Here is a 23,333-nt window from a genome sequence, read left to right as displayed (position 1 = left end):
CCTCGCAGACGGCGTCTTCGAGATTGAGGGCCGTCAAGCCCGCCGCGCCGTTGCTCTGTCGGATCTCACCGATCCCGCTGCGCTGGCATGGGCGCAGCGGCGCTTGGAGAAGCTTGGCGTGTCACGGGCCTTGGCTCGCAACGGCGCCCAGTCGGGTGACTTGGTGCGCATCGGCGAATTCGAATTCACGTACGAGCCAGATACATGACTCAGATGACTGCGTTGAGAACCAGAAGACGGCAGGATTGACGTCGATGCCTGCCTCACTGCGGCTGATTGCCAAGATCGGGACCTCGTCCATCACCACGTCGGACGGGCGCGTCGATCTTGATGCCGTAGCGAAGCTGGCGTCGGATGTGGCGGTCGTGCGCGCAGCCGGTCACGAAGTGATCGTGGTCACCTCCGGTGCGATCACCGCAGGCGTGCAGCGATTGGAGGTCGAGCGGCCAACCGAGCCGGAACGGCTCCAGGCGTTGTCAGCCGTCGGCCAGATCGACCTCATGGCCTCCTATCGGGAGCTGTTCGCCGCCGAGGGGATGGTGGTCGGCCAGGTGCTCATCGCCCCGCACGACTTCCGCGATCGCGATCAGTACCTGCACGCCCGAGCCACGTTCCATCACCTGCTCGATCTCGGAGTCGTGCCGGTCGTCAACGAGAACGACGCAATCGCCGACGATGCCATCCGCTATGGCGACAACGATCGTATTGCCGCCCTCGTCGCCAACCTGGTGCGTGCCGATGTACTGATCCTGCTGACCGACATGCCAGGTGTCCTCACTGCCGATCCGAACATCGACCCGGAAGCCTCGCTCATCTCGGAGATCTTGGAGGTGAGTCCGTCGCTGCAGGCCGCGGCGGGTTCTGCCAATGCGGTCGGCAGCGGCGGCATGGCCTCAAAGCTGGCAGCGGCCCGGATGGCTTCGTGGAGCGGCGTGCGCACGGTGATCGCCTCCGCCCGCCGCCCCGACGTGGTCGCCGACGCTGCAGCGGCCCGGCCGGGTGTCGGCACCACCGTGCCGGCACGAGATGCACGAGTCTCTGCTCGCAAGCTCTGGATCGGCTTTGCCGTCGCTGCGAGAGGATCGGTGACTGTCGACAACGGCGCCCGTCGCGCCGTGTCGGCCGGCGGAAAGTCGCTGCTCGCAGCCGGCGTCGTCGGGCACGAGGGCTCCTTCGCGGCTGGCGAAGCCGTTGACATCATCGACCCGCAAGGGGAGACCTTCGCCAAGGGCCTCGCGGCCATTGACGCTGAGGGCCTGCGAGCCACCGCGGGCCTGCGCAGCGACCAATTGCCCGAAGGCTTGCACCCACTGGTCGTGCACCGCGACGATCTCGTCGTTCTGGGGTGATACCGGGTGACGCCACTAGCCTGCGATAACAATGGGTGACGCAAGGGGAAGCTCCGCCAATCCGCGCATCCTCGTAGGTGCCTGACGTGGAAATGCCCGCTGTCCTGCCAATGACAGTGCTCGGCGAGCGCGCCAAGGCCGCGGCGACCGTCCTGGCGCAAGCACCCGGTGCCGTACGAGACGAGGCCCTGCTGTCGGCCGCAGATCTGCTGCAAGAGGCAAGCGACAGCGTGCTCGCGGCCAACCGCGACGACGTGGCCAACGCCGAAGCTGCCGGCACCTCGGCGACGCTCATCGACCGTCTGCGGCTTGACCCTGGCCGCATCTCGGCCATGGCGGCAGGCCTGCGCAACGTAGCGGCCCTCGCTGACCCAGTCGGCCAGGTGGTCGACGGGTGGGTGCGCCCGAACGGCCTGGCAGTGGAGCGGGTGCGGGTGCCGCTCGGCGTGGTGGCGATCATCTATGAGAGCCGGCCCAACGTCACCTCAGACGCTTTCGGTCTGTGTCTGAAGTCGGGCAACACAGCCTTCCTGCGAGGCTCGGGGGCTGCGCTGAACTCCAACATGGCGATCGCCGAAGCGCTGCGCGAAGGCTTGGTCAAAGCGGGATTGCCCGCAGACGCTCTGGTGCTGGTCACCGATACGCGCCACAGCGCCGCCACCGAGTTCATGCGGTTGCGCGACCACATCGACTGTCTTATCCCCCGGGGTGGCCCGGCACTCATTGCCTCGGTGCTCGCCAATGCCACCGTGCCCTATGTCCTCGACGGCGACGGCAATTGCCACGTGTACGTCGACACGGCGGCAGATCTGGACATGGCAGCCAACATCGTCGCCAACGCGAAGCTCAGCCGCCCCTCGGTGTGCAACGCTGCGGAGTCACTCCTAGTCCACCGCGACGTGGCTGACGCGTTCCTGCCCCGCATCGTGGGCGACTTGGACGGCGTGGAGCTTGTGGGCGACGCGGCTGCGCAGGCCATCTCACCCCAGATCGGCCCGGCCAGCCCAGACGACTTCGCGACAGAGTTCCTGGCGCTCAAGATGAGCGTTGCGGTCGTCGATGACCTCGACACTGCCATCGACCACGTCAATCAGCATGGCACGGGCCACAGCGAAGCCATCGTGACCGGTGATCTGGCCGCCGCCCAGGAATTCACCCGCCGGGTGGATGCCGCTGCCGTGCTTGTCAACGCCTCGACCCGCTTCGTGGACGGCGAGGAATTCGGCTTCGGCGCAGAGATCGGAATCAGCACCCAAAAGCTGCATGCCCGCGGCCCCATGGGCCTTGAACAGCTCACGACCACCAAGTTCGTGGTGACCGGAACGGGTCACACGCGGGGATAGCCGTGCCGAAAGGTGGCCGCGGCTGCCACACTGTCTGACCGGTCCAGTTGCCCGGCGACGCAGTGCCGGTGGCCCGGCACCCACTCTGACACCCACAGGGGAGACACCCAGAATGAACGAGACAATGTTCGGAGACCTCTCGGGTGTCCGTGAAGGCTTGGCGAAAGTCGAATACCTCGCCGACGACGGCATCGCCAGCGTGGTTTTCCTGGCCGAGCGTCTCGGCAAGCCAGTCCTCATCGAAGGACCGGCAGGCACTGGCAAGACAGAGCTGGCCAAGTCGGTGGCAGCGATGAGCGGCGCTCGCCTCATTCGCCTCCAGTGCTATGAGGGGCTCGACGAGGCCAAGGCGCTGTATGAGTGGAACTACAAGAAGCAGCTCTTGCGCATCCAGGCCGACCGAGGCGTCGACGCCGAACACGAGGACTGGGTGGAGTTGCAGGACGACATCTTCCAGGACGAGTTCCTGCTCACCCGACCGCTGCTCGAAGCCATCAGCGCCGAAGACAAGGTGGTTCTCCTGATCGACGAGGTGGACCGGGTCGAGATCGAGACCGAGGCGCTGCTGCTCGAGATCCTGTCGGACTACCAGGTTTCGATTCCCGAGCTCGGCACGATCATGGCCAGCCAGATCCCGTTGGTGTTCCTGACGTCGAACAACACCCGTGAGCTGTCCGAGGCACTCAAGCGGCGTTGCCTGTTCCTGCACATCGACTATCCGGACCTTGAACGCGAGAAGCAGATCGTCCTCACCAAGGTCGCCGGCATCAGCGAGAACTTGGCCGAGCAGATCGCACGCGTCGTGCGTTCCATCCGGCAGCTCGAGCTGAAGAAGGCGCCGTCGGTGTCGGAAACCTTGGACTGGGCCCGCACCTTGGTACTGCTGGGCATCGAGAACATCGATGTCGAGCAGGCAAAGGAGACGCTCCACATCCTGCTCAAGTATCAGTCTGATATCGAAAAGGCCGCCAAAGAGCTGACGGTCGAGGCCTAGCCGCGGCAGGAGACGGGAGACAGGGGTCAGCCATGCTGGATCTGCTCAGCGGCTTCGTCGGGGAGCTGCGCAACGCCGGCCTGCCGGTCTCGTTGACGGAGAACCTCGACGCCATGGAGGCTGTCAAGCACATTCCCATCGAAGACCGCGACGCATTCAAGTACGCGCTTGCGGCCACGCTCGTCAAGAACGAGCAGCACTGGCGAGCATTCGAGACGGTCTTCGAGGTGTACTTCTCATTGCGTGGGCCGGAGTACAACGTCGGCGACGAGGAAGGCAACGGGGAGTTCGATCCCGACAATCTCGAAGAGTGGATGTCCCAGCAGATGCAGGGCATGGGCGGCCGCGGCGGCGGCCAGGACATGTCGCCCGAAGAGATTGCCGAGATGCTCTTCCGGGCGCTGCTGAACGCCGACGAGGCGATGATGGCGGCCATGGCCCGGGCTGCAGTGACGCAGTTCGCGGGCATGGAACCGGGTCGACCTGTCGGCGGCACCTACTACCTGTACCGCACACTGCGCAACCTCGATCTGGACGGGATGCTGGATCGGCTGATCGAGGAATCCTCGCAGCGCTACGACGGTGAGATGACGCCGCTCGCGGAACGGCTTGAACGCGAGGAATTCGAGAACCGCATCGAGCAGCTCAAGCGCGAGATCGAAGCCGAGATCCGGCGTCGACTCGTGGCCGACCGGGGTGTCGAGGCCATGGCCAAGACGTTGCGCAAGCCGCTTCCCGAAGATGTCGACTTCATGCACGCCAGCCGTGAAGAGATGGCGAACATCCGCAAGGCCATCCAACCCCTGACCCGCAAGCTGGCCGCTCGACTGGCGCGCAAGCGCAAGCACAAGCGGCGTGGCCCGCTCGACTTCCGGGCCACAGTGCGGCGTTCGCTCAGCTATGGCGGCGTGCCCGCGGAGCCGCGCTTCCGCCACCCCCGGCCGAACAAGCCCGAGCTCATCGTGGTCGCTGACATCTCGGGCTCTGTGGCGGCGTTTGCCAGGTTCACGCTGCACTTGGTGTATGCGCTGCAGAACCAGTTCTCCAAAGTGCGCTCGTTCGTCTTCATCGACGGCATCGACGAGGTCACCCACATGTTCCAGAACGAGGAGGACATCACCAACGCGGTGCACCGGGTGAACACCGAAGCCGATGTCGTCTGGGTCGACGGCCATTCCGACTACGGCCATGCCTTCGGCGTGTTCTGGGAGAACTTTGGCAAAGACGTCAACGCCAAGTCGACGATGATGTTCCTAGGCGATGCCCGCAACAACTACCACTCGACGAATGCGTGGGTGCTCAAGGAGTGCCAGAAGCGGGCCCGTTCGGTGTTCTGGTTGAACCCCGAACCTCGGTCGTACTGGGACACCGGCGACTCGGTGATCACCGAATACTCGACCTATACCGACGGCGTGTTCGAGTGCCGCAACCTGCGCCAGCTCGAGGGCTTCGTCGACAACCTCGCCTAGCTGGGGGGCTTAGCCGGCGCCGTTTCTGGCCGACGCGAGCAGGTCGGAGGCCAGGAAGGCCAAGTCGAGTGACTGGCGGCCGTTGAGGCGCGGGTCGCACATGGTTTCGTAGCGGTCGCCGAGCTGGTGCTGAGCCAGTTCGTCGCTGCCGCCGATGCACTCGGTGACCGCATCGCCGGTGATCTCGAGATGAATGCCTCCGGGCCAGGTGCCAGCGGCAGCGTGAGCGGCAAAATACTGGCGGATCTCAGCCAGGATGGCGTCGAAATGGCGGGTCTTGACCCCGTCTTCGGTGCTGAAGGTATTGCCGTGCATGGGGTCGCACTGCCATACCACCGGGTGGCCGGCGTCGGTGACCGCTCGCAGGATGGGTTCGAAGCACTCCACCACGTTGCCGGCTCCCATGCGGCTGATCAGGGTCAGCCGCCCGGGGATCCGGTTCGGGTTCAGCGTTTCGCACAGTGCCAGCGCCTCGTCGGGTGTGGCGGTGGGGCCCAGCTTCGCCCCGATCGGATTGTGTACCCCCCGCAAGAACTCCACGTGGGCCCCATCGAGCTCGCGAGTGCGCTCACCGACCCACAGCATGTGCGCCGAGCAGTCGTACCAATCGCCGGTGATGCTGTCGGTACGGGTCAGCGCTTCTTCGTAGCCCAGCAGCAGCGCCTCGTGGCTGGTGTAGAGCTCCACTTGCCGCATGGCGCTGTCGTCGGTGTCGAGCCCGCAGGCGTTCATGAACCGCAGGGCCGCATCGATGCCGCTGGCCAGCACCTCGTAGCGCTGGCCAGCCGGGCTGGAGGCCACGAACTCCTGATTCCAGTCGTGCACCTGCCGCAGGTCGGCGTAGCCGCCCCGTGTGAACGCCCGCAGCAGGTTGAGCGTTGCCGCCGATGTGCTGTATGCGTGCAGCAGGCGGGACGGGTCGGGAGTGCGGGCTTCAGGTTCGAACGCGATGTCGTTGACGATGTGGCCGCGGAAGATGGGCAGCGTCTGGCCGTCGCGGGTCTCGGTGGCCGCGCTGCGCGGCTTGGCGAACTGACCAGCGATCCGACCCACCTTCACGATGGGCAGCCCGGCGGAGTATTGCATCACCACGGCCATCTGCAGGATCACCTTGAGGCGGTCGCGGATCTGATCTGCGGTCGAAAGCTCGAACGACTCAGCGCAATCGCCGGCTTGCAGTACAAAAGCCTTGCCGGCGCAGACGTGCCCGAGCAGCTCGGTCAGCCGCCTGGCCTCGCCTGCAAAAACCAGCGGCGGACGCCGGCGCAACTCGGCCAGCGATGCTGCCAGCGCGTCAGCGTCGGGCCATTCGGGCTGCTGACCGGCGGACCGGTCGGCCCATGAGCCGGGATGCCAATCCGCAGCGTGCTCGGGAGATCCGGCGGGGCTGGGCGCGCCGGATGATGAGGCTGCGTCGTCAGACAGCGTCTGCGTCGGCATCGATGTCTACGAACTCGCCGTCGGCGGCGAGGCTCTGCAGCTCATCGACGGCGCGCTTGACCAGGCGGCGTGCCGCCTCGGCCGTTACACCCAGCTCTTCGCCGATCTCGCGGTAGCTGCGCTGCTCGCCGTCGATGAGGCCGTTGCGCCGCTTGACGGCGTACTGGGCTCGCGGGTCGAGGCGGCCGAGCATGGAGTGCACCATGGTCTTGCGGGCCGACTCGATGGCGTAGTGCTCCGGACCTGGCGCATCGTCGCCGATCAGGTCGATGAGCGCGCTGTCGCCGTCGTCGCCGACGGTCTTGTCGAGCGAGGTGGGCGTGCTGATCCGCTGCAGCCATGCGTTCTCGTCATCGAGCGAGTCGCTGTCGCCGCCGTTGTGCCGCAGCGCGGCCCGCAGCGTGGCAGAGCGGTCCGAAGGCAGCCGGATGAGGCTGCCCTTCTGATCGAGTGCGCGCCCGATCGACTGACGGATCCAGAAGGTGGCGTAGGTGGAGAACTTGAAGCCGCGCCGCCAGTCGAACTTCTCGACCGCATGCTCGAGGCCGAGGTTGCCTTCCTGGATCAGGTCGAGCAGTTCCAGCGTGGGAGGCAGCGGGTAGCGGCGTGCGATCGACACGACCAGGCGGAGGTTCGCCCGGATGAAGCGGTCGCGTGCCGCCGCAGCGGTCTGCACGGCCTTGCGCAGTTCGCGCCGCTCGGCCACCGACAGCTCCTCGTCGCTGTCGAGGCGCGTCCTGGCATCGCGTCCTGCCTCGATCTGCTGGGAGAGCATCCGCTCGTCTTCTGCGGTGAGCAGTGCCACCGCACCGATCTCGTTCAGGTACTGGCCAACTGAATCCATGACATTCGCTCCAACCGGCAGGGGGCAGCCGGTTCTTCGTCTTCGCTTGCATGCCGCCCTGGCATGCCACCCGGTAGGGGGCACCGGGTATGTTCCGCCTTCGCAGGACTGGGGCAGCCCCAACTCAGGCGTGGCACCGACGTGCTGACGGCACCGGTCTTGCTTGTACGCCCGCAGGCGATGCCAAGTCCGAGAAGCCGGACCTTGCGCAGCACTGCTTTGGGCGGACAATCAAACATAGCACATGGCGCACGACGCGCGCAAACAGCCGCCACCGGGGGCGCCCCGATCAATGCAGTGGTACCCCGGTGTGCGCTGCAGAACTGATGTGTGGCGTGACTCTACACTGCTGCGGTGCCGCCGCGACAAGCGATCTTCGGGGGCACGTTCGACCCGCCCCACGCCGGTCACGTTGCCGCTGCGGTCTGTGCGCGAGAGCAGCTCGGCATCGACCTGCTCCACATCGTGGTCGCGAACGATCCGTGGCAGAAGTCAGCCGAGCGGGTCGTCACGCTCCCCCACAACCGGCTCGCCATGGCCCGGCTGGCCTTTCGCGACGTCGCTGGCACGGCCGTGAGCGATCTGGAGATCCGGCGAGGCGGGCCGACCTACACCATCGACACCGTCGCGCAGCTAGCGCAGCCCGGCGCTGAGACGGTGCTGGTGATCGGCCCCGCCGCAGCGAGCGGCGTGACGACGTGGCACCGGGCCGCCGAGCTCGCTGAGCGTGTGACGCTCGCGGTCCTGCAATCACGAGGCGAGCAGCCCATCCAAGTCGACGGTTGGCGCACCGAGACCGTGCGGATGGAACCTGTCGACGTGTCAGCAACGTCGGTGCGCCAATTGCTCGCCCAAAGCGCTGGGCGGGAAGCCCCGCCCGAGGCAGCCCAGCTCGTGCCGCCCGCCGTCATGAGCTACATCGTCGAGCACAGGCTCTATTCTCCGTGAACGTGGCATCGGTTCGGCAGGCGTCCCCGGTCTCTTCCGGGGTGCACGCCCTCCAGCCGAGCCCGACCGACACAGGCGCCGAAGTGCCGCCGCTGGTGCAAGCCGCCGTGGACGGAGCAGCGGAGATGTCGGCCGAGCGCATCGTGGCGCTCGACGTGGGCGACGTGCTCGCCATCACCGATTGGTTCATCATCGCGAGCGCCCCCAACGCACGGCGCGTGCGACGCATTGCCGAGATGATGGAAGCGCACGTGAAGGCGGCTGGCGGTCCCGGGCCCCTCCGCACCGAGGGACTCGACGAGGCGCACTGGGTGCTGCTCGACTTCGGCGAGTTCGTGGCGCACATCTTCCACGAGCCCAGCCGCGAGTGCTACGACCTCGAGCGGCTGTGGTCGGACGTGCCTCGTCACGAATTCGGCTGATCGACGGGCTGAGCCGACCGGATCAGGGAACGATCTCCGCCGTTCCTGCCCGGGCCAGCGAGATCCAGGTGCGTCCGGGTGTCAGCGGCACGACGAGGGCATTGTCGGAGCGGAACACAGTGACGTCGAGTTCCGACAAGCGCTCCCAGGTGCCCCGCACCAGCATGCCGTCGCTGAAGATCCATGCTTCTCCGCCGCCGGTCAGCACCGGCTCCGGGGTGGCAGCATCGGCTGGGCTCTGGCGATACCGCACGAACTGCACGATGACGTTCTCGGGCGCAATCCGCACGCCGTCGAAATCAGTGTGGTCGTTGCCGTTCTGCGTGCGAGCCCAGCCGCCGGCGGCTGCGTCCCAGCGGTATGACGCCTTGATCTGCCCGTAGTCGACATCCACACCGCTGATCGCCGTGCCCCGCGCCAGCGGCTCGCCTTGGGCACGGAACCGGAAGTACTTCGGGGGTGTCCTGCCTTCGGCTGCACCCGCTGCATAGATACGAGCGGTGTCGGTAATGAGATTGTGGGGGGCGTTCTTCTCTGGCGAGCGTTCGAACACGCCCTTGGCGATGGCCGCCCCGTCGATGATGGCGATGGCGTCGACCCTGCGGAGGGCTCGCGCGGTGTAATCGTTGGCTCCCGAGTTCACGAAGATGGGCCGGTTGAGGTTCGACAGCAGTGCAAAGTCGCCGGTGCGAGCCGAGCGGACAGGGCCGACCACGTCGGCATCGGTGGAATGGAAGATCGCTGCGAATCGCGTGAGCCGGGCCTCGACGAGTTCCTCGTAGACGACGTCGGCATGGTTGAGACCCCACTGCGGCAAGGCTCGGGGGTGGTTGTCGATCTTCACGACTGCGGCGGGCCGCAACATCTCGGTGGGCGTCGGCAAGCCGGTGAAGGGCGCTGTGAACTGCGGCGCAGCGGTCGTGGTGGCAGTAGCTGGCTCGCTGACGGCAACCGAGGTGACCGGCGCTGCTGTCGTCGGCGGAGTCGTTCCAACCGTCGGTGCGGCGGCGGTGGGCGGTGTGACGGTCGTCGCCGACGTGGCTGCCGGTGCGGGTTCGACCTCGGTCGTCTCCGGCGGCACCGTGATGGACGAGCACGCTGCCAGCAGCATCAGTGCGACGAGCCAAGTCGCCCAGCTCAGCAGTCGACGCGTTCTGCCCGCAGAGGCACCGGTGCGGCCGCACGCCCCGGCCGCGCCCGGACGGCCTTCGGCGAACGGTTCGCGAACGTGCTCCAAAGATCTGCTCCTTGACATGTGCAGCAGGGCCACCGCGGCCATCCGACCGAATATTCACCATACCGGTCGCCTGTCGCGGGAGGGTGGCACACTGCCCACATGACGACGCTCGTCTCCGGTGGCGCCGGATACATCGGGAGCCACACGGTGGCTGCTCTGCATGCGGCCGGGCGCGATGTCGTCGTACTGGATGATTTCTCCAACGCCCGGCCCGGCACGGTTGGAGAGCTGCGAGAGCTGACGACGCCGGATTTGGCAGTCGTTGAAGGCGATGCGGCGGATCGCACCGCAGTCCGTCAGCTCTGCGACGAACACGACTTCGATTCGATCGTGCACTTCGCGGCGCACAAGAGCGTTCCGGAGTCGTTTGCCGATCCGCTGCGGTACTACCGGAACAACCTTCTCTCAACGTTGTGCTTGGCGGAGATCGCTGTGGAGCGCGGCATTGATCGCTTCGTCTTCAGCTCGTCGGCAGTGGTGTACGGAACGCCCGAGCAATTGCCGGTCAGCGAGGACACACTGCCTGCACCCCAGAGCCCGTACGGCACCACCAAGCTGATGTGCGAGCACATCCTCGCCGACGCCGCGGCATCCTCCGCCATGCAGGCCGTCGTCTTGCGCTACTTCAACCCGGTCGGCGCGCACCCCTCGGGATGCATCGGGGAGCAGCCGATCACCGCTGGCCAGAATCTCGTACCAGCGGTCATGCAAGTGGCGCTGGGCGCCCTCAGCCGATTGCAGATCTTCGGCAATGACTACGACACTCGCGACGGCACAGCCGTGCGCGACTTCGTCCACGTGACGGACTTGGCTGAAGGGCATGTGGCAGCGCTCAACGCCGACCTCGGCACCCGCCGCAGCCGTGTGTTCAATCTCGGCACCGGGGCAGGCACCACGGTGCGCGAGTTGGTGGCGGCGGTCGAGGCCGTCACGGGTCGGCCGGTCCCCTGCGAGATCGTGGGCCGCCGGCCCGGCGACATCGCCGAGTCGTGGGCCGACTGCAGTCGCGCCGAAGCTGAGCTCGGCTGGAGCGCGCAACGAGACCTGGGCCAGATGCTCGCCGATCACTGGCGGTTTGCGAGTTCCTCTGCCGAGATCAGCGTGTAGTCCTCACCGGCGGCCAGCGGCGCGGCCATCGATTTGGTAGGCACGAAGGAGGGCACCCGATCGTTGCGCACGAGGATCACGTCGGTGGCAGCGACCTGGCCGAGGACGGAGTCGTCGAGCATCCACACCGGCAGGTCGAGGTAGTACGAGATCCAACGCGGCGTCCAGATGCCCGAGGTGAACCACACCAATTCCGCTTCGCCGACTCGTGGATCATCTTGTGCCTGTTCCAGAACAGCTCCGGCATCGGCGGGCCTGTCGAGATAGAAATCCCGTGTCGAGCCCGTCACCACGAAGGCCAGCGTCACCAGCGTCACTGCCGCTGCGGCTGCTCCCAGCGGCGCTCGGAGCCTTGCCGCGGGGCCCTGCAGCAATCGACGGATCGCGTCGGCGAGGGCCGCGATGCCGATGGATGTGGGAGCCACCCACGGGAAGTTCCACAGGCGGTGGATCCACGCACCCTGTTGCAGCGCGAACGTGAGCGACATGGCCACAGCGAGCGTCACCACCACCGGTCCGCGGGTTCGCCGGTCGATCAGGCCGACGATGAGCGCCGGCAGGAACAGCAGGCGCAGCCACCACGATGTCAGCAGCTCGTGACCTGCGAATGTCCATTGGCGCTGGAGGAACTCGCCGAAGGTGAACTGGGCCTGCTCGGCTGCCGTCGAGACGTCATTGCCGGTTCGGAAGGCGATTCTCTCGCTGAGCTCCGAGATGTCGGTTGCGTTCAGCAGCCAACCGGCGGTTAGCAGTCCTCCCAGCAGGGCGCCGGCCGTCATTGCAGTCAATGCCGGTGACCATCCCCGGCGCAGCCACCCGGCCATGCTTGGGGTTGACACGTCGACGGCGCCGGCGTCGCTTTGGGAACGTCGCCGGTGCAGCGTGCCCCAGAACAGCCACGGCAGCAGCAGGCCTAGCGACGCAATGGCGATCCACGAGTGCATCGCCGTGAGGGCAGCCAGCGCGCCGGCGCCCACGAGCGCCCATCGAGGTGGCCGTTCGACCTGGCGCAGCCAGGCGATGGCCGCGGTGAGCGCCAGCAGCATCGAGAAGCTGATGCCCATGCGGGCGTAGACGTAGAAGAAGCCCGTGCTCACCATCACCAGCAGTGCGAGCAGCGTCGGCCCCCAGCCCATGCCCACGACGCGCAGCAGCGCGGCCATGAATGCCACAGTGGCGGCACCGAGCAGGAAATCGGTGATGCGCACCGCCTGGGGGCTGTCGCCCAGGGCGCCCACCGAGACGATGGTGAGGAACTGCTTCAGCGGCGGGTGATGCGCGTAGGTGACTGCCTCGGGGGGCGGCTCGGCCCTGGGCGGCACCTCGAATTCGGCCCTGATGAACGGGTCAGTCCGGGCACCCAAGCTGGAGTCGAGCGGCCCGAGGTCCCAGAAGTTGCGTGCCTGGATGCCCGCGCGGCCGAAGATCCGGCCGTCGTCGCTGTTGCCGAGCGGCAGGCTGAGGTCGGGCGCCCACAGCAGCAGCACGCCGACGCAGATGAGGGCCACGGCGGTCCAGCCCGAACGCAGCCGAGCGAAACGTCGTGGAGTGCGCATGAAGGATCCGTCGTTTCCGATCGCCCGATTCTGATCGCTGCGATGCTGATCGCCGCACCCATCGTCGGGAGGGGCGCAGCGTAGTATCGGCCCGATGGTGGTCCAGGAGCGGCATCGACTGCCGGACACCACGCCGAACATCGCCGAACAGGCTGAGCCGACCGGCGAAGCCTCGACCTCGTCCATGGTGCCGCCCGGCCGGCGAGGGCTCCGGTTCCTGTACGTCGTCGACGCCGTGACGTTGTTCGCCTTGATGGTGGCCATCACCGTGGTGCGTTTCGGCCTCGACTGGCCGACATACCCGCGGATGCACTACCTGATCGGATTCGGGGTCGCCACCTTCCTCCACATGACCGTCTACTACTTCGGCGGCCTCTACGAATTCGAGCAACGTCTGGGGCATCGGCCATGGCTGCCGCGCGCCATGCTGCTGACGTTCATGGCGGCGGGCGGCGACGCCACGGTCACGTTGCTGACAGGCCGCTACCTGATGCCCCGGGGCAACCTGGTGGTGCTCGCCGTGGCGGGAGCGGTGCTGATCTCGTTCAACCGCTGGGGTGCACGTCGCGTGCGCCTGCTGCGGTTCGGCAAGCCCCGGATGCTGCTGGTGGGTTCGGCTGCCGACATCGAGTCGGCCAGCGAGCACCTCGCTGATGCCGAGGCCGACGCAGTGGTTGCGGGCAGCCTGACCGACCCGGCGCTGATCATCGGTGAAGCAGATCGCCTCGAAGTCACCGAACTGCTGCTTCTTTCGGGCGAGCCGTTGGAGACCGTCTATCCCGAGCCACTCGGCGAGTTGGAGCTGCGCAATGTCGGCGTCTTCCGGCGGATCACGCCGGCGGACACATTGCTCGGCCTGCAGCGCAGTCGCCAGATCGGGGGCATGCCGTTCGTGGCGCTGCGAACCCATGCGCTGCCGGTATGTCGCCTGCGCTTCAAGCGGCTGTTGGATCTGGCGTACTTGGTGCTGCTCGCCCCGTTTGCGCTGCCGCTCACAGTCGCCGTGGCCATCTACGTCAGGATCGTGGGTGGCAACGGCGTGCTGTACCGGCAGGAACGTGTGGGGCGCGGCGGGGCGCCATTCGTGCTGCTGAAGTTCCGAACGATGGCGCGTGATGCCGAGACCAACGGTCCGGTGCTTGCTGCCTCGAACGATCCTCGAGTGATGAGCGGCATGGGTTGGCTGCGCCGCACCCGGCTTGACGAGCTGCCGCAGCTGTGGAACGTGCTGACCGGCACGATGTCGTTGGTGGGGCCCAGGCCTGAGCGGCCGCAGTTCGTCGCCCGGCTCGAGCGCGAGATCGCTGGGTACGGGAGGCGCCACGACGTGCCGCCCGGCATCACTGGACTAGCGCAGACCCAAGGCCACTACCAGACCGATCCCGGCTACAAGCTCGGTCACGACCTGCAGTACGTCGTCAACTGGTCGCCGGTGCTCGACTGGGAGATCATGGCGAAGAGCCTTGTCGTGATGGCTCGTCGCAACGCCCGGTGAGCAGCAACGGGGACCTGGCCGTCGTCTCGGTGGTGATTCCGGCGCGCAACTGCGCCGCCGAACTGCCCGCATGCCTGGACGCGGTGAGCGCGCAGACCTACCAGGGGCCGATGGAGGTGATTGTGGCGACGGCCCCCAGCACGGATGACACCGAGGCGGTGGCGCAGCGCCGGGCGCGCACGGCGGACTCAAACGCCCGGCCGGCGCGGCCCATCCGAGTGGTCTCGAACCCGGCGGGCACTACGTCGTCGGGTCTCAACCTGGCGGTCAGTGCCGCCGGCGGCGAGATCATCGTGCGAGTCGACGCCCAGGCCAGACTCCCAGCCGACTATGTGGAGCGAGCCGTCGCAACGTTGCAGCGCACTGGCGCGGCGAATGTCGGCGGCGCGCAGCGGCCGGTGGGCCAGGGTGACTTGAGCCGGGTGATTGCCGCAGCACTGTCGTCGCCATTCGGGGGCGGTCCGGCCGCCTTCCGGCACAGGAGCGATGAAGGACCCGTCGACACGGTGTACCTGGGCGTGTTCGATGCTGCCGCGCTCGCTTCTGTGGGCGGCTTCGACGATTCGTTGGTGCGGAACCAGGACTACGAGCTGAATTGGCGCCTGCGCGAGCAGGGTCACGTGGTGTGGCTGGACCCGAGCTTGGTAGTGGAGTACCAGCCCCGGTCGACCTGGGCCGCGCTGGCGCGCCAGTACTTCGAGTACGGCGCTTGGAAACGTGTGGTAGTCAGCCGCCATCCGCGTTCGATGCGACTGCGGCATCTTGCAGCGCCTGCGCTGGTCGTTGGCTTGGCGGTGTCTGCATTCGAGCTGGCGCGTGGTCGCCGGCGCGGGGGGATCGTGCCGGCCGTCTATCTCGCTTCGTGCACGGTGGCCGCGGCCCGGCTGCGTCAACGCCTTCCCTCGGCCGGCGGTTGCTTGCGGGCGGTGTGGGCCTTCGCCGTGATGCACCTGTCGTGGGGCACGGGTTTCCTGATCGGCCGCCGCCGCAACGGGCGCATGCGGCCGACGGATCAGGCAACCGACCGCGAGATGTGATGCACAACCGGCCATGCCGGTCTACAGGGCAACCTCAGTTCCGGTTCGGCGTCACTCAGTACGCTCGCACACATGGCTGATGTCGTGATCCGCAACGGGACTGTCGTTGACGGGAGCGGCGGCCCGCCACGTACAGCCGATGTCGCCATCGACAACGGGCTGATCGCCGAGGTCGGCGAGGTGACCGGCCGGCGTCGCCGCGAGATCGACGCCGAAGGGCACCTCGTGCTCCCTGGCTGGGTGGACATACACACCCACTACGACGGGCAGGCCACTTGGGATCCCGAGATGACGCCGTCGTCGTGGCACGGGGTGACCACAGCGATCTTCGGCAATTGCGGCGTCGGCTTCGCACCGGTGCAGCCGGGCACCGAGGACTACCTCATCAACTTGATGGAGGGAGTGGAGGACATCCCCGGCACGGTGCTCGCGGAGGGCATCGATTTCTGTTGGACCAGCTACCCGGAGTATCTCGATGCGCTCGCAGCGACGCCCCGGGTGATGGACGTCGGCAGCCAACTGCCCCACGGAGCACTGCGGTTCTTCGTGATGGGCGAGCGCGGCGCCGATCATGCCGAGGTGCCGACAGCTGAAGAACTCGAACGGATCACCGACTTGGTCACCGAGGCGCTCGAAGCAGGGGCGCTTGGGTTCACTACCAGCCGCACCACCAAGCACAAGGCGGCGGACGGTCGGCTGACGCCGTCGCTGTCGGCGGGGGATCCCGAGCTGGCCGCGGTGGCGCGGGCGATGCGGCAGGCCGGCGCCGGAGTGCTGCAGGTGAATTCCGACTTCGGGCCCGGCGAGTTCGAAACCCTTCGCGCAGCCGCCGGGCTGTCCGGCCGCCCGCTGTCAGTGCTGCTGCTGCAGGTCGACAATGCACCGGAGCTCTGGCGCGAGACCCTCGATCACATCCGTGCCGCCAACGCTGCGGGCATTGCCGCGAATGGGCAGGTCGGCTGCCGACCCATCAGCGTCATGCTCGGACTCGACGTGTCGGTGAATCCCTTCGGCAATCACCCGGCCTACCGGCAGATCGCCCATCTGCCCACGCCGCAGCGAGCCGCCCGCATGCGCGACGACGAGAGCCTGCGTCGGGCGCTGGTTGAAGACCGGCCGGCGGACGGGTTCAGCAAGTGGATGGACTACGCGCTCACGCGTGCGTTCGAGCTCGGCGACGTGCCCGACTACGAGCCCGATCCCCGTGCCTCGGTGGCAGCCCGCGCTGCAGACCTGGGCGTCAGCCCGTGGGAGCTGGCATTGGACCTGCTCTCGGACGGTGATGGCGACGCCCTGCTCCTGTATCCCTTCGAGAACTACACCGGCGGCAGCCTGGACGTGATCCGCGAGATGTTGGCCGATCCGCACACCATCTGCGGCATCGGCGACGCGGGAGCGCACGTCGGCACCATCTGCGATGCGTCCTACCCGACGTACCTGCTGACCCACTGGGCTCGGGACCGCAGCCGCGGCGACGGCCTGCCGCTCGAGTTCCTGGTGCACAAGCAGACCCGCGCCAACGCGCTCGCCTATGGGCTGGCCGACCGCGGTCTGGTCGCGCCGGGCTACCGCGCTGACCTCAACGTGGTCGACTTCGAAGCCCTCGGGGTGGGGCGCCCGCAGCTGGTCTACGACCTGCCGAGCGGCGGCAAACGCCTGATCCAGCGGTCGACGGGATACCGGCACACGTTCGTGGCGGGTGTCGAGGTGTCGGCAGACGGCGAGTTCACGGGTGCCCGCCCAGGCACGCTCGTGCGCGGCTCGGTGGCGGACCCGGCGAATCAGTGAGCCAGTGACGGCTTTGCCATCGCCGGAGGCCACCGGCGGCTCGGAGCTGCCGCTGGCCGGCATCACCGTGCTCGATCTGACCATTGCCCGCGCCGGGCCAACGGCCGTGCGGCAGCTCGCGGACTGGGGTGCCGACGTCATCCGGGTGGATGCGCCCACCGACGGATTCGAGGAAGGCCGGGAAGCCTCGCCGGATCACCTCAATATCCATCGCAACAAGCGCTCGCTGGTCATCGACTTGAAGAACCCGTCAGGCCGTGAGCTGCTGCACCGTCTCGTTCGCTCGGCCGATGTGCTGATCGAGAACCTGCGGCCGACGGTCAAGTACCGGCTGGGATTCGATTGGGAGACGCTGCACGACGTGAACCCTGCCCTTGTGATGGGCTCCATCTCGGGGTTCGGCCAGGACGGCCCGTACGCCACCCGGGGCGGCGTGGATCAGATTGCCCAAGGCCTCGGCGGGATGATGGCGGTCACGGGTCTGCCCGGCCACGGCCCCGTGCGGGCTGGCGTGGCGATCAGCGACGTGACTGCTGGCCTTCAGCTCGCGATCGGTGTGCTCGTGGCGCTCATCGAGCGGTCCCGCACCGGCGAGGGTCGCTGGGTGCACACCTCGCTGCTCGAGTCGATGATCGGCATGCTCGATTTCCAGGCGGCTCGCTGGACGGTGGCGGGGGAGGACCCGCCACAGGCCGGCAACGACCATCCCACGATGATCCCCATGGGCACCTACGAGGCAGCCGACGGGCGCATCAACATCGCAGCGCCCGGCGGGCGGCTGTGGCGGGCGTTCTGTGCCGAGATCGGGCGCCCTGATCTGCCTGACGATGATCGGTTCTCGTCTACGAAACTGCGCTCGGCCAACCGCGCCGAGCTGAACAAGCTCATCAGCGAGCAGCTCGCCACCGCGGGCTGCGACGAATGGGTGGAGCGGCTCAACGCCGTCGGCATCCCGTGCGGGCGCGTCAACAGCGTGGCCGAGGCATTTGCCGACCCGCAAGTACAGCACCTGGGCATGGCCGCGCCGGTGCATCACCCGGTGATGGGCGACATTCGCATTGTGCGAAACGCCACCCAGATCGATGGGGTGCCCGGTGAGATCCGACGGCCCAGCCCCGCGCGCGGCGAGCACACCGACGAGATCCTGGCCCAATTCGGTCTGGAACCCGACGAGATCGCCGCCCTGCGCGACGCCGGCGCCGTCAGCTAGCGATGGCGGCCCGCCCGCATCACGCGCACACAACCTCACGCGAACTGACACCTAGATGTTGGCTGCGGCCTCGAAGCACAGCGGCATGCTGAGAGCTGCTGCGGACGCTGGCCGCCGATCTGGGCAGCATGGTTGTGACAGCCCATCATTAAGTTCTGCGGTATGCGATTTCTTGCATTCTCGGATCTTCATCTGGATGCGCCGTTTGCTCAAGGCGGCAGGGATCTTGCCGACCTCCGGCGAGCCGAACTACGGCGCACGCTGCGCCGGATCACCGGGCTCGCCGCCGAGCTCGGCGTTGATGCCCTGCTCTGCGCCGGCGACCTGTACGAGCACGACCGCTTCACTCCGGACACGGTCACATTGCTGGAACGTGAGTTTGAGGCGATCGCGCCCATCCCGGTGCTGATCTCGCCGGGCAATCACGACTGGTACGGGTCCAAGAGCCTGTATAGCGCTGCTGCGTGGGGCGAGAACGTGCATGTCTTCACCTCGCGGGAATGGACGGCATGGAATGGCCTCGACGGTGTTCGCATCTGGGGATTCGCCCACCAGGCGCCGTCGGGAACGCCGAATCCCTTCGAGGGTTTTCAGGCCGTCGGCGAGGCCGTCCATTTCGGATTGTTCCACGGCTCGGAAGACTCCGGCTGGTCGTGGGCATCTCAGCGCGACGACCGCAAGCAGCCGCACGCGCCGTTCTCGGCCGAGCACATCAGGACGGCGGGCTTGACGCATGCTGTGGTCGGTCATTACCACCAGCGTGTCGAAGGCGCAGTGCACACCTATGGCGGCGCCCCCGCGCCGCTGTCGTTCGGCGAGGCGGGCGACGGTGGCGCAGTCGAGCTGGAATTCGACGATGTGGGCGAGCTGGTCAAGCGCGAGTGGCACACGGTGTTCGAGCTTGAGGTCCATGGCGATCGCGAACTCGACGTCTCCGGTTGTGGCAGCGTCGAAGAGATTGAGGACAAGCTGGCCGAACTGCTGGCACCGCTCTCGGGCATCGGGCGCGTGACGCTCGTCGGCGAGCTGTCTCCGACCGCGAATCTCAACATTGAGCGGCTCACTGCGCGCAAGGGCCCGCTCGAGTATCTCGCCGTCCGGGTAGGCGAGCTGCGGGCGGGTTACGACCTGGATCAGATCCGCGGCGAGTCGTCAGTCAAAGGCGAGTTCGTGAGGGCTGTGGAGGCCGACAGGGAAATGGGCCCGGAGCTGAAGCAACGCGTCATCGTGACCGGCCTTCGCGCTCTCGACGGCTATCGCGATCTGGAGGTCGTGTGAATCATGTGGTTCAGCAACATTCGGGCGCGCGCCTTTGGCCCACTTCACAGCGACAAGGGCGATCAGCTTCAGTTCACGTCAGGGCTCAACGTTGTCCACGGTCCCAACGAGACCGGCAAGTCGTCGTGGCATGCCGCGCTGTCGGCGGCATTGTGCGGCCGCAGGCGCGGTCCGGGTCGCACAACCGACGATGCGACATTCGCCGAGCGTCACCGCCCTTGGTCGAGCGGCGAGGACGGTCCGTGGGCGGTTGAGGCAGAGATGGTGCGAGGCGACGGCACGCGTGTGCGGTTCGACCGGGATCTCCGCCTGAACGAGACCGAAGTCTGCGATCCAGAGTTGGGAGATCGGCGGCTGGTGGATCTTGAAAGCGAGATCACCCACGACGGCAGCCCAGACGGTGCGCTGCTCGTCGGACTCAACAGGAGCACCTTCGCCATGGCGGCCTCAGTGCGTCAAGCCGGCGTTGTGTCCGACCTTGGGAATCCTGATGCACTCCAAGAACAGCTCGCACGAGCGGCAGCGGGGAGCGACGACGCCACGGCGGCGCGTGCGCTCGAACGCATTGAGAGCTTCAGGAGCGAGCACGTCGGCCGGAAGCGCAAGAATGCCATTCGGCCATTGCGGAAGGCGATTGACGCCGAGGAACGTGCACGCAGCGAGCTCGATGCAGTCCGCGGACGGCGCGACAAATATCTCGACGACATGGCAACTGCTGATGGGCTGCGGGAGGCAGTCGGCGAATTGGAAGAGGAACGTGACCGGGTGCATGCCTGCGCTGCGACGCGACGGGCACATGACGAGGCCGCGAAGCTCGTCGGCAAGGTTCATGAGCTCGAAGAGCTGAGCGATCGGGTGGGAGACTGCGACGCTCCGGAACTCGCCGACGTGACGCCGTTGGCGCAGGCCGTGTCCAAGGTCGAGGCCATCGGGGATCCGGCAACGACATCGCTGGAGCCCGCGGAGTTGCTCGTAGAGAGCATGGCCGAGCTGGACGCGCAGATGCAGAGTTTCCCGCCCGCGCCCGAAGTCGCCCAGGTTCAGCAGTGGGTCGCGCCGCTGCGGCGTCTCGGAGCTCAGAACGGCGCCGGCGAGCCTGCACACCCGGCGCCAGACAGTTCGCGACAGCGTTGGAAGCCAGCGGTGGCCGTTGCGGTTGTGGGACTGCTGTGCGCCATAGCGGCCAGTGTCGTGGCCGGACCTGTGACGGCTGTGGGCATCGGTGCAGCGACCGGGGTCGCCGTGCTGTTGTTCGTCATGAGACGTGGAGCGCCACAGGCGTCCGACCGGGCCGAGCCGACGGTCACGGCCGAAATGCGAGCCGCGCTGGCGAAGCTGGACGAGGCCGAGTTGCCCCATGGCGCAGACGCGGCCGTAAGCACTGCAGCGCAACGGCGTGAGGAGTTGGGCGGCCTGCAGCGTCGTCGCGACGCTGCTGCACACGACGTGGAACGGCGACAGAGGTTCGACGAAGCCGAGCAAGACCGACGTGCGAACGCAGACGCAGCCTGGGCCGCATTGAGAGATGCCGCGGCTCGTCACGGGATCGACGCCGCCGACGCGGACGAACTCGTGACGCAGGTCCGTTCTGTGCTGAACGACCATGGTTCGGCCCAGGCAGAACGGGACGCAGCATCCGCTGCTCGCGGAGCACTCGAGGAGGCCCTGGCAGGTCAGAGCCTTGAGGAATGGAGAGCGCGGGCTGCGAACGCGCAGCAGGCAGTCGACGAGACACAGGGGGCGCTCGAATCTTTGGGCGCGTCGATTGCCGATGTCGGCGACGCCGGGGAGATTGAGCGGCGGCTGGCAGCAGTGACTGCTGACCTGGAGAAGGCTCGCAGTGCTGCCGATACTGCAACGGGCAAGCTTGAGGGCATCGATCTCGCAAGTGTCGACATTGCGGCGGCCGAAGCAGCGCTCGACGAAGCACGCGCCGAGCACGAGCGTGTTTTACGGCTTGACAAGACGCTGAGTGCGACAGCGCGCTTCATGCAGGAGGCCGCCGACAACACGCACCGGGTACTGGCGCCGCGAATCGAAGAGGCGGTGGGCGCACTCGTGTCCAGAGTGACGGACGGCCGGTACACCGGTGTGCTCGTCGATCCGGCCGACCTGAGCGTCAGACTGATCACGCAGTCCGGCGACCGCCGGGATGCGCGAAGCATCTCGCGTGGCACGACTGAGCAGGTGTATCTCGCCCTGCGGTTGGTGTTGGCCCAGGTGCTGTCAACCGGCCGAGAACAGTGCCCGCTGCTGCTGGACGATTCGACAGTGCATGCCGACAACGAGCGCAAGCAGACCATCTTGGAATGCCTGTTCGATCTCGCCGCTGAACGTCAGATCATCCTGTTCTCACAGGAACAACAGGTGCTCGAATGGGCCCGGTCGCGGTCGGACGACGGAGTCCACCTGATCGAGCTCGGACCTGCGCAACCGGCCTGAGCACCGCTGATCGGGCGAACTGTACGCAACCCATGATTACAGGAACCAGCAGGAAGAGGCCTACAAAAACATGCAAGAAAGACTTGCAATAACCTGCATGATTTTCTTCCGGCGGCTATGCTTGTCGTATCGCTGAGTACATACCTCGTATTGCAGACCGGCTGCTTGCCGACGATCTGGCGTACTGGCCGGCGGTGATGGTCACGGGCCCGCGGGCAGTGGGCAAGACGACGACCGCGCTGCGTCATGCGGCGGGCGCATTGCGGTTGGATCGCCCCCAGCAGCGCGGCCTCTCGCTGGAAGATCCCGATGCGGCAATCTCGCTCGGGCCGTTCCCGCTACTGCTCGACGAATGGCAGCACGTGCCCGAAGTGCTCGGCGCGGTCAAGCGCGCAGTCGACGAAGATCGAACAGGACCGCGCCGCTACATCATCACCGGCTCGGCGCGCAACGACCTCATCGTTGGCTCATGGCCCGGCACCGGGCGCTTTCTGACCATTGAGATGTGGCCCTTGACAGGGCGTGAGCGCTTTGGCGACGCAGCGGCTCCTTCGCTGTTCGACCGCTGGGACTCTGACGGCCGATTCACCGTGCCGTCCGAGCCCCCCGGCATCCTCGACTACCTGCAGCTTGCACTGACCGGCGGCTTTCCTGATGCCGTTGCGGCACCGGATCAGCATCGTCGTCAGCGGTGGATGCGCGGCTACGTCGAGTCCACCGCAACTCGCGATTTCGGTGAACTGGGCGACTCTCTGGGACGCCGCCGGAACCCTGAGCGCCTCATCCGCTATCTGCGAGTGCTGGCGCTGCATACGGCAGGCGTCGTGCCGGCTGCGACGCTCGCCGAAGCGGCGAAGCTCGATGTGCGCACGGCCGCCAGCTACCACGACATGCTGAGGACACTGCGCCTCGCGGTCGATGTGCCTGCGTGGCGGACGAATCGGCTCAAGCGCCTTGCTGCTGCGCCGAAGCGGTACCTCACCGATTCCGGCCTCGCCGCCTGGCTGGCGCGAGTCGATGATGTGTCCATCCAAAACGACGATGCCATGCGAGGCCGCCTCTTGGACAACTATGTCGCCGCACAGCTTCACGCAGAGGCTGAGGCATCCGAGAGCACCGTCTATCTGCACCATCTCCGGGCACATCGGGGTGAGCACGAGATCGATCTGGTCGCGGAATTCGGATCCCGTGTTGCCGGTTTCGAAATCAAGGCAACCAGCGCCCCCAATCGTCGGGACGCGCGCCATTTGACATGGCTGCGCGATCAGCTGCCCGCCGAGCAGTTCGCCGGCGGCATTGTCTTCCACACCGGACCGCAGCGCTACGGCCTCGGCGACCGAATCGAAGCGGTCCCCATCAGCGGCCTGTGGGGCT

The 23,333-nt window shown here is 66.8% G+C and carries 19 protein-coding genes; 15 read left to right on the top strand and 4 right to left on the bottom strand.

What is annotated here, in order from left to right; all coding sequences use genetic code 11:
* The 5 genes from cgtA to VI480_RS14250 form a co-directional block, all read left to right on the top strand.
* Positions 1-208 (top strand): Obg family GTPase CgtA (cgtA, locus tag VI480_RS14270; RefSeq protein WP_323673531.1); only part of this gene is annotated, 208 nt, incomplete at its 5' end.
* Between the two features lie 46 nt (positions 209-254).
* Entirely contained in the window at positions 255-1,349 is a 1,095-nt protein-coding gene (gene proB / locus VI480_RS14265) for a glutamate 5-kinase (RefSeq protein ID WP_323673530.1), read from the top strand.
* 92 nt (positions 1,350-1,441) lie between these two features.
* Positions 1,442-2,692, top strand: coding sequence for a glutamate-5-semialdehyde dehydrogenase (locus VI480_RS14260; RefSeq protein ID WP_323673532.1), 1,251 nt, complete (start codon positions 1,442-1,444; stop codon positions 2,690-2,692).
* Positions 2,693-2,804: 112 nt separating this feature from the next.
* Positions 2,805-3,686, top strand: a complete 882-nt coding sequence (locus VI480_RS14255; protein WP_323673529.1) for a MoxR family ATPase — start codon at positions 2,805-2,807, stop codon at positions 3,684-3,686.
* Positions 3,687-3,718: 32 nt separating this feature from the next.
* Positions 3,719-5,155, top strand: a complete 1,437-nt coding sequence (locus VI480_RS14250) for a vWA domain-containing protein (protein ID WP_323673528.1) — start codon at positions 3,719-3,721, stop codon at positions 5,153-5,155.
* 9 nt (positions 5,156-5,164) lie between these two features.
* On the opposite strand, the gene VI480_RS14245 is transcribed toward VI480_RS14250, so the two are convergent.
* Both VI480_RS14245 and VI480_RS14240 read right to left on the bottom strand, forming a co-directional pair.
* A complete protein-coding gene (locus tag VI480_RS14245; protein ID WP_323673527.1) occupies positions 5,165-6,595 on the bottom strand; it encodes a class II 3-deoxy-7-phosphoheptulonate synthase in 1,431 nt (476 codons plus the stop codon).
* The gene (locus VI480_RS14240) at positions 6,573-7,439 is read right to left on the bottom strand and encodes a sigma-70 family RNA polymerase sigma factor (protein WP_323673526.1); all 867 of its coding nucleotides are present in this window, start codon (positions 7,437-7,439) and stop codon (positions 6,573-6,575) included. Before VI480_RS14240 ends, VI480_RS14245 begins: the two co-directional genes overlap by 23 nt.
* Before the next feature lie 354 nt (positions 7,440-7,793).
* On the opposite strand from VI480_RS14240, the gene VI480_RS14235 reads away from it, so the two are divergent.
* On the top strand, positions 7,794-8,387 hold the full coding sequence (locus tag VI480_RS14235; protein WP_323673525.1) for a nicotinate-nicotinamide nucleotide adenylyltransferase: 594 nt from the start codon (positions 7,794-7,796) through the stop codon (positions 8,385-8,387).
* Positions 8,388-8,389: 2 nt separating this feature from the next.
* Entirely contained in the window at positions 8,390-8,809 is a 420-nt protein-coding gene (rsfS, locus tag VI480_RS14230) for a ribosome silencing factor (protein WP_323673524.1), read from the top strand.
* 22 nt (positions 8,810-8,831) lie between these two features.
* Here the strand turns inward: rsfS and VI480_RS14225 are convergent, their stop codons facing one another.
* Complete coding sequence (locus VI480_RS14225) at positions 8,832-10,046, bottom strand: DUF3048 domain-containing protein (protein ID WP_323673523.1); 1,215 nt, start codon at positions 10,044-10,046, stop codon at positions 8,832-8,834.
* 99 nt (positions 10,047-10,145) lie between these two features.
* On the opposite strand from VI480_RS14225, the gene galE reads away from it, so the two are divergent.
* Entirely contained in the window at positions 10,146-11,153 is a 1,008-nt protein-coding gene (galE, locus tag VI480_RS14220) for a UDP-glucose 4-epimerase GalE (RefSeq protein ID WP_323673522.1), read from the top strand.
* Here galE and VI480_RS14215 read toward each other — a convergent pair.
* A complete protein-coding gene (locus VI480_RS14215) occupies positions 11,111-12,709 on the bottom strand; it encodes a hypothetical protein (protein WP_323673521.1) in 1,599 nt (532 codons plus the stop codon). The two genes, galE and VI480_RS14215, sit on opposite strands and share 43 nt — an antisense overlap.
* Before the next feature lie 94 nt (positions 12,710-12,803).
* Here VI480_RS14215 and VI480_RS14210 point away from each other — a divergent pair, with 94 nt between their 5' ends.
* The 7 genes from VI480_RS14210 to VI480_RS14180 form a co-directional block, all read left to right on the top strand.
* Positions 12,804-14,204: a sugar transferase gene (locus VI480_RS14210; RefSeq protein ID WP_323673520.1), complete on the top strand. Its 1,401-nt coding sequence runs from the start codon at positions 12,804-12,806 to the stop codon at positions 14,202-14,204.
* Positions 14,201-15,241, top strand: coding sequence for a glycosyltransferase family 2 protein (locus VI480_RS14205; protein WP_323673519.1), 1,041 nt, complete (start codon positions 14,201-14,203; stop codon positions 15,239-15,241). The genes VI480_RS14210 and VI480_RS14205 overlap by 4 nt, the downstream gene beginning before the upstream one ends.
* A 72-nt stretch (positions 15,242-15,313) precedes the next feature.
* A complete protein-coding gene (locus VI480_RS14200; RefSeq protein ID WP_323673518.1) occupies positions 15,314-17,029 on the top strand; it encodes an N-acyl-D-amino-acid deacylase family protein in 1,716 nt (571 codons plus the stop codon).
* A 4-nt stretch (positions 17,030-17,033) separates the two neighbouring features.
* Positions 17,034-18,239 (top strand): CaiB/BaiF CoA-transferase family protein, encoded by a 1,206-nt coding sequence (locus VI480_RS14195; RefSeq protein ID WP_323673517.1) that lies wholly within the window; start codon positions 17,034-17,036, stop codon positions 18,237-18,239.
* Positions 18,240-18,401: 162 nt separating this feature from the next.
* Entirely contained in the window at positions 18,402-19,517 is a 1,116-nt protein-coding gene (locus tag VI480_RS14190) for a metallophosphoesterase family protein (protein ID WP_323673516.1), read from the top strand.
* A gap of 3 nt (positions 19,518-19,520) precedes the next feature.
* Positions 19,521-21,959 (top strand): AAA family ATPase, encoded by a 2,439-nt coding sequence (locus VI480_RS14185; protein ID WP_323673515.1) that lies wholly within the window; start codon positions 19,521-19,523, stop codon positions 21,957-21,959.
* A 197-nt stretch (positions 21,960-22,156) separates the two neighbouring features.
* A partial coding sequence (locus VI480_RS14180) for an ATP-binding protein (protein ID WP_323673514.1) occupies positions 22,157-23,333 on the top strand: 1,177 nt, incomplete at its 3' end.

It is taken from the genome of Candidatus Poriferisodalis multihospitum (genome assembly GCF_028283155.1).
Lineage (GTDB): Bacteria > Actinomycetota > Acidimicrobiia > Acidimicrobiales > Poriferisodalaceae > Poriferisodalis > Poriferisodalis multihospitum.
This window is presented reverse-complemented; position numbering and strand designations above follow the sequence as displayed.

Bases quoted from the DNA above. Each gene is read 5' to 3' on its own strand.
- proB (WP_323673530.1), top strand. From the start codon at position 255: ATGCCTGCCTCACTGCGGCTGATTGCCAAGATCGGGACCTCGTCCATC.
- VI480_RS14260 (WP_323673532.1), top strand. From the start codon at position 1,442: ATGCCCGCTGTCCTGCCAATGACAGTGCTCGGCGAGCGCGCCAAGGCC.
- VI480_RS14255 (WP_323673529.1), top strand. From the start codon at position 2,805: ATGAACGAGACAATGTTCGGAGACCTCTCGGGTGTCCGTGAAGGCTTG.
- VI480_RS14250 (WP_323673528.1), top strand. From the start codon at position 3,719: ATGCTGGATCTGCTCAGCGGCTTCGTCGGGGAGCTGCGCAACGCCGGC.
- VI480_RS14245 (WP_323673527.1), bottom strand. From the start codon at position 6,595: ATGCCGACGCAGACGCTGTCTGACGACGCAGCCTCATCATCCGGCGCG.
- VI480_RS14240 (WP_323673526.1), bottom strand. From the start codon at position 7,439: ATGGATTCAGTTGGCCAGTACCTGAACGAGATCGGTGCGGTGGCACTG.
- galE (WP_323673522.1), top strand. From the start codon at position 10,146: ATGACGACGCTCGTCTCCGGTGGCGCCGGATACATCGGGAGCCACACG.
- VI480_RS14215 (WP_323673521.1), bottom strand. From the start codon at position 12,709: ATGCGCACTCCACGACGTTTCGCTCGGCTGCGTTCGGGCTGGACCGCC.
- VI480_RS14210 (WP_323673520.1), top strand. From the start codon at position 12,804: ATGGTGGTCCAGGAGCGGCATCGACTGCCGGACACCACGCCGAACATC.
- VI480_RS14200 (WP_323673518.1), top strand. From the start codon at position 15,314: ATGGCTGATGTCGTGATCCGCAACGGGACTGTCGTTGACGGGAGCGGC.
- VI480_RS14190 (WP_323673516.1), top strand. From the start codon at position 18,402: ATGCGATTTCTTGCATTCTCGGATCTTCATCTGGATGCGCCGTTTGCT.
- VI480_RS14185 (WP_323673515.1), top strand. From the start codon at position 19,521: ATGTGGTTCAGCAACATTCGGGCGCGCGCCTTTGGCCCACTTCACAGC.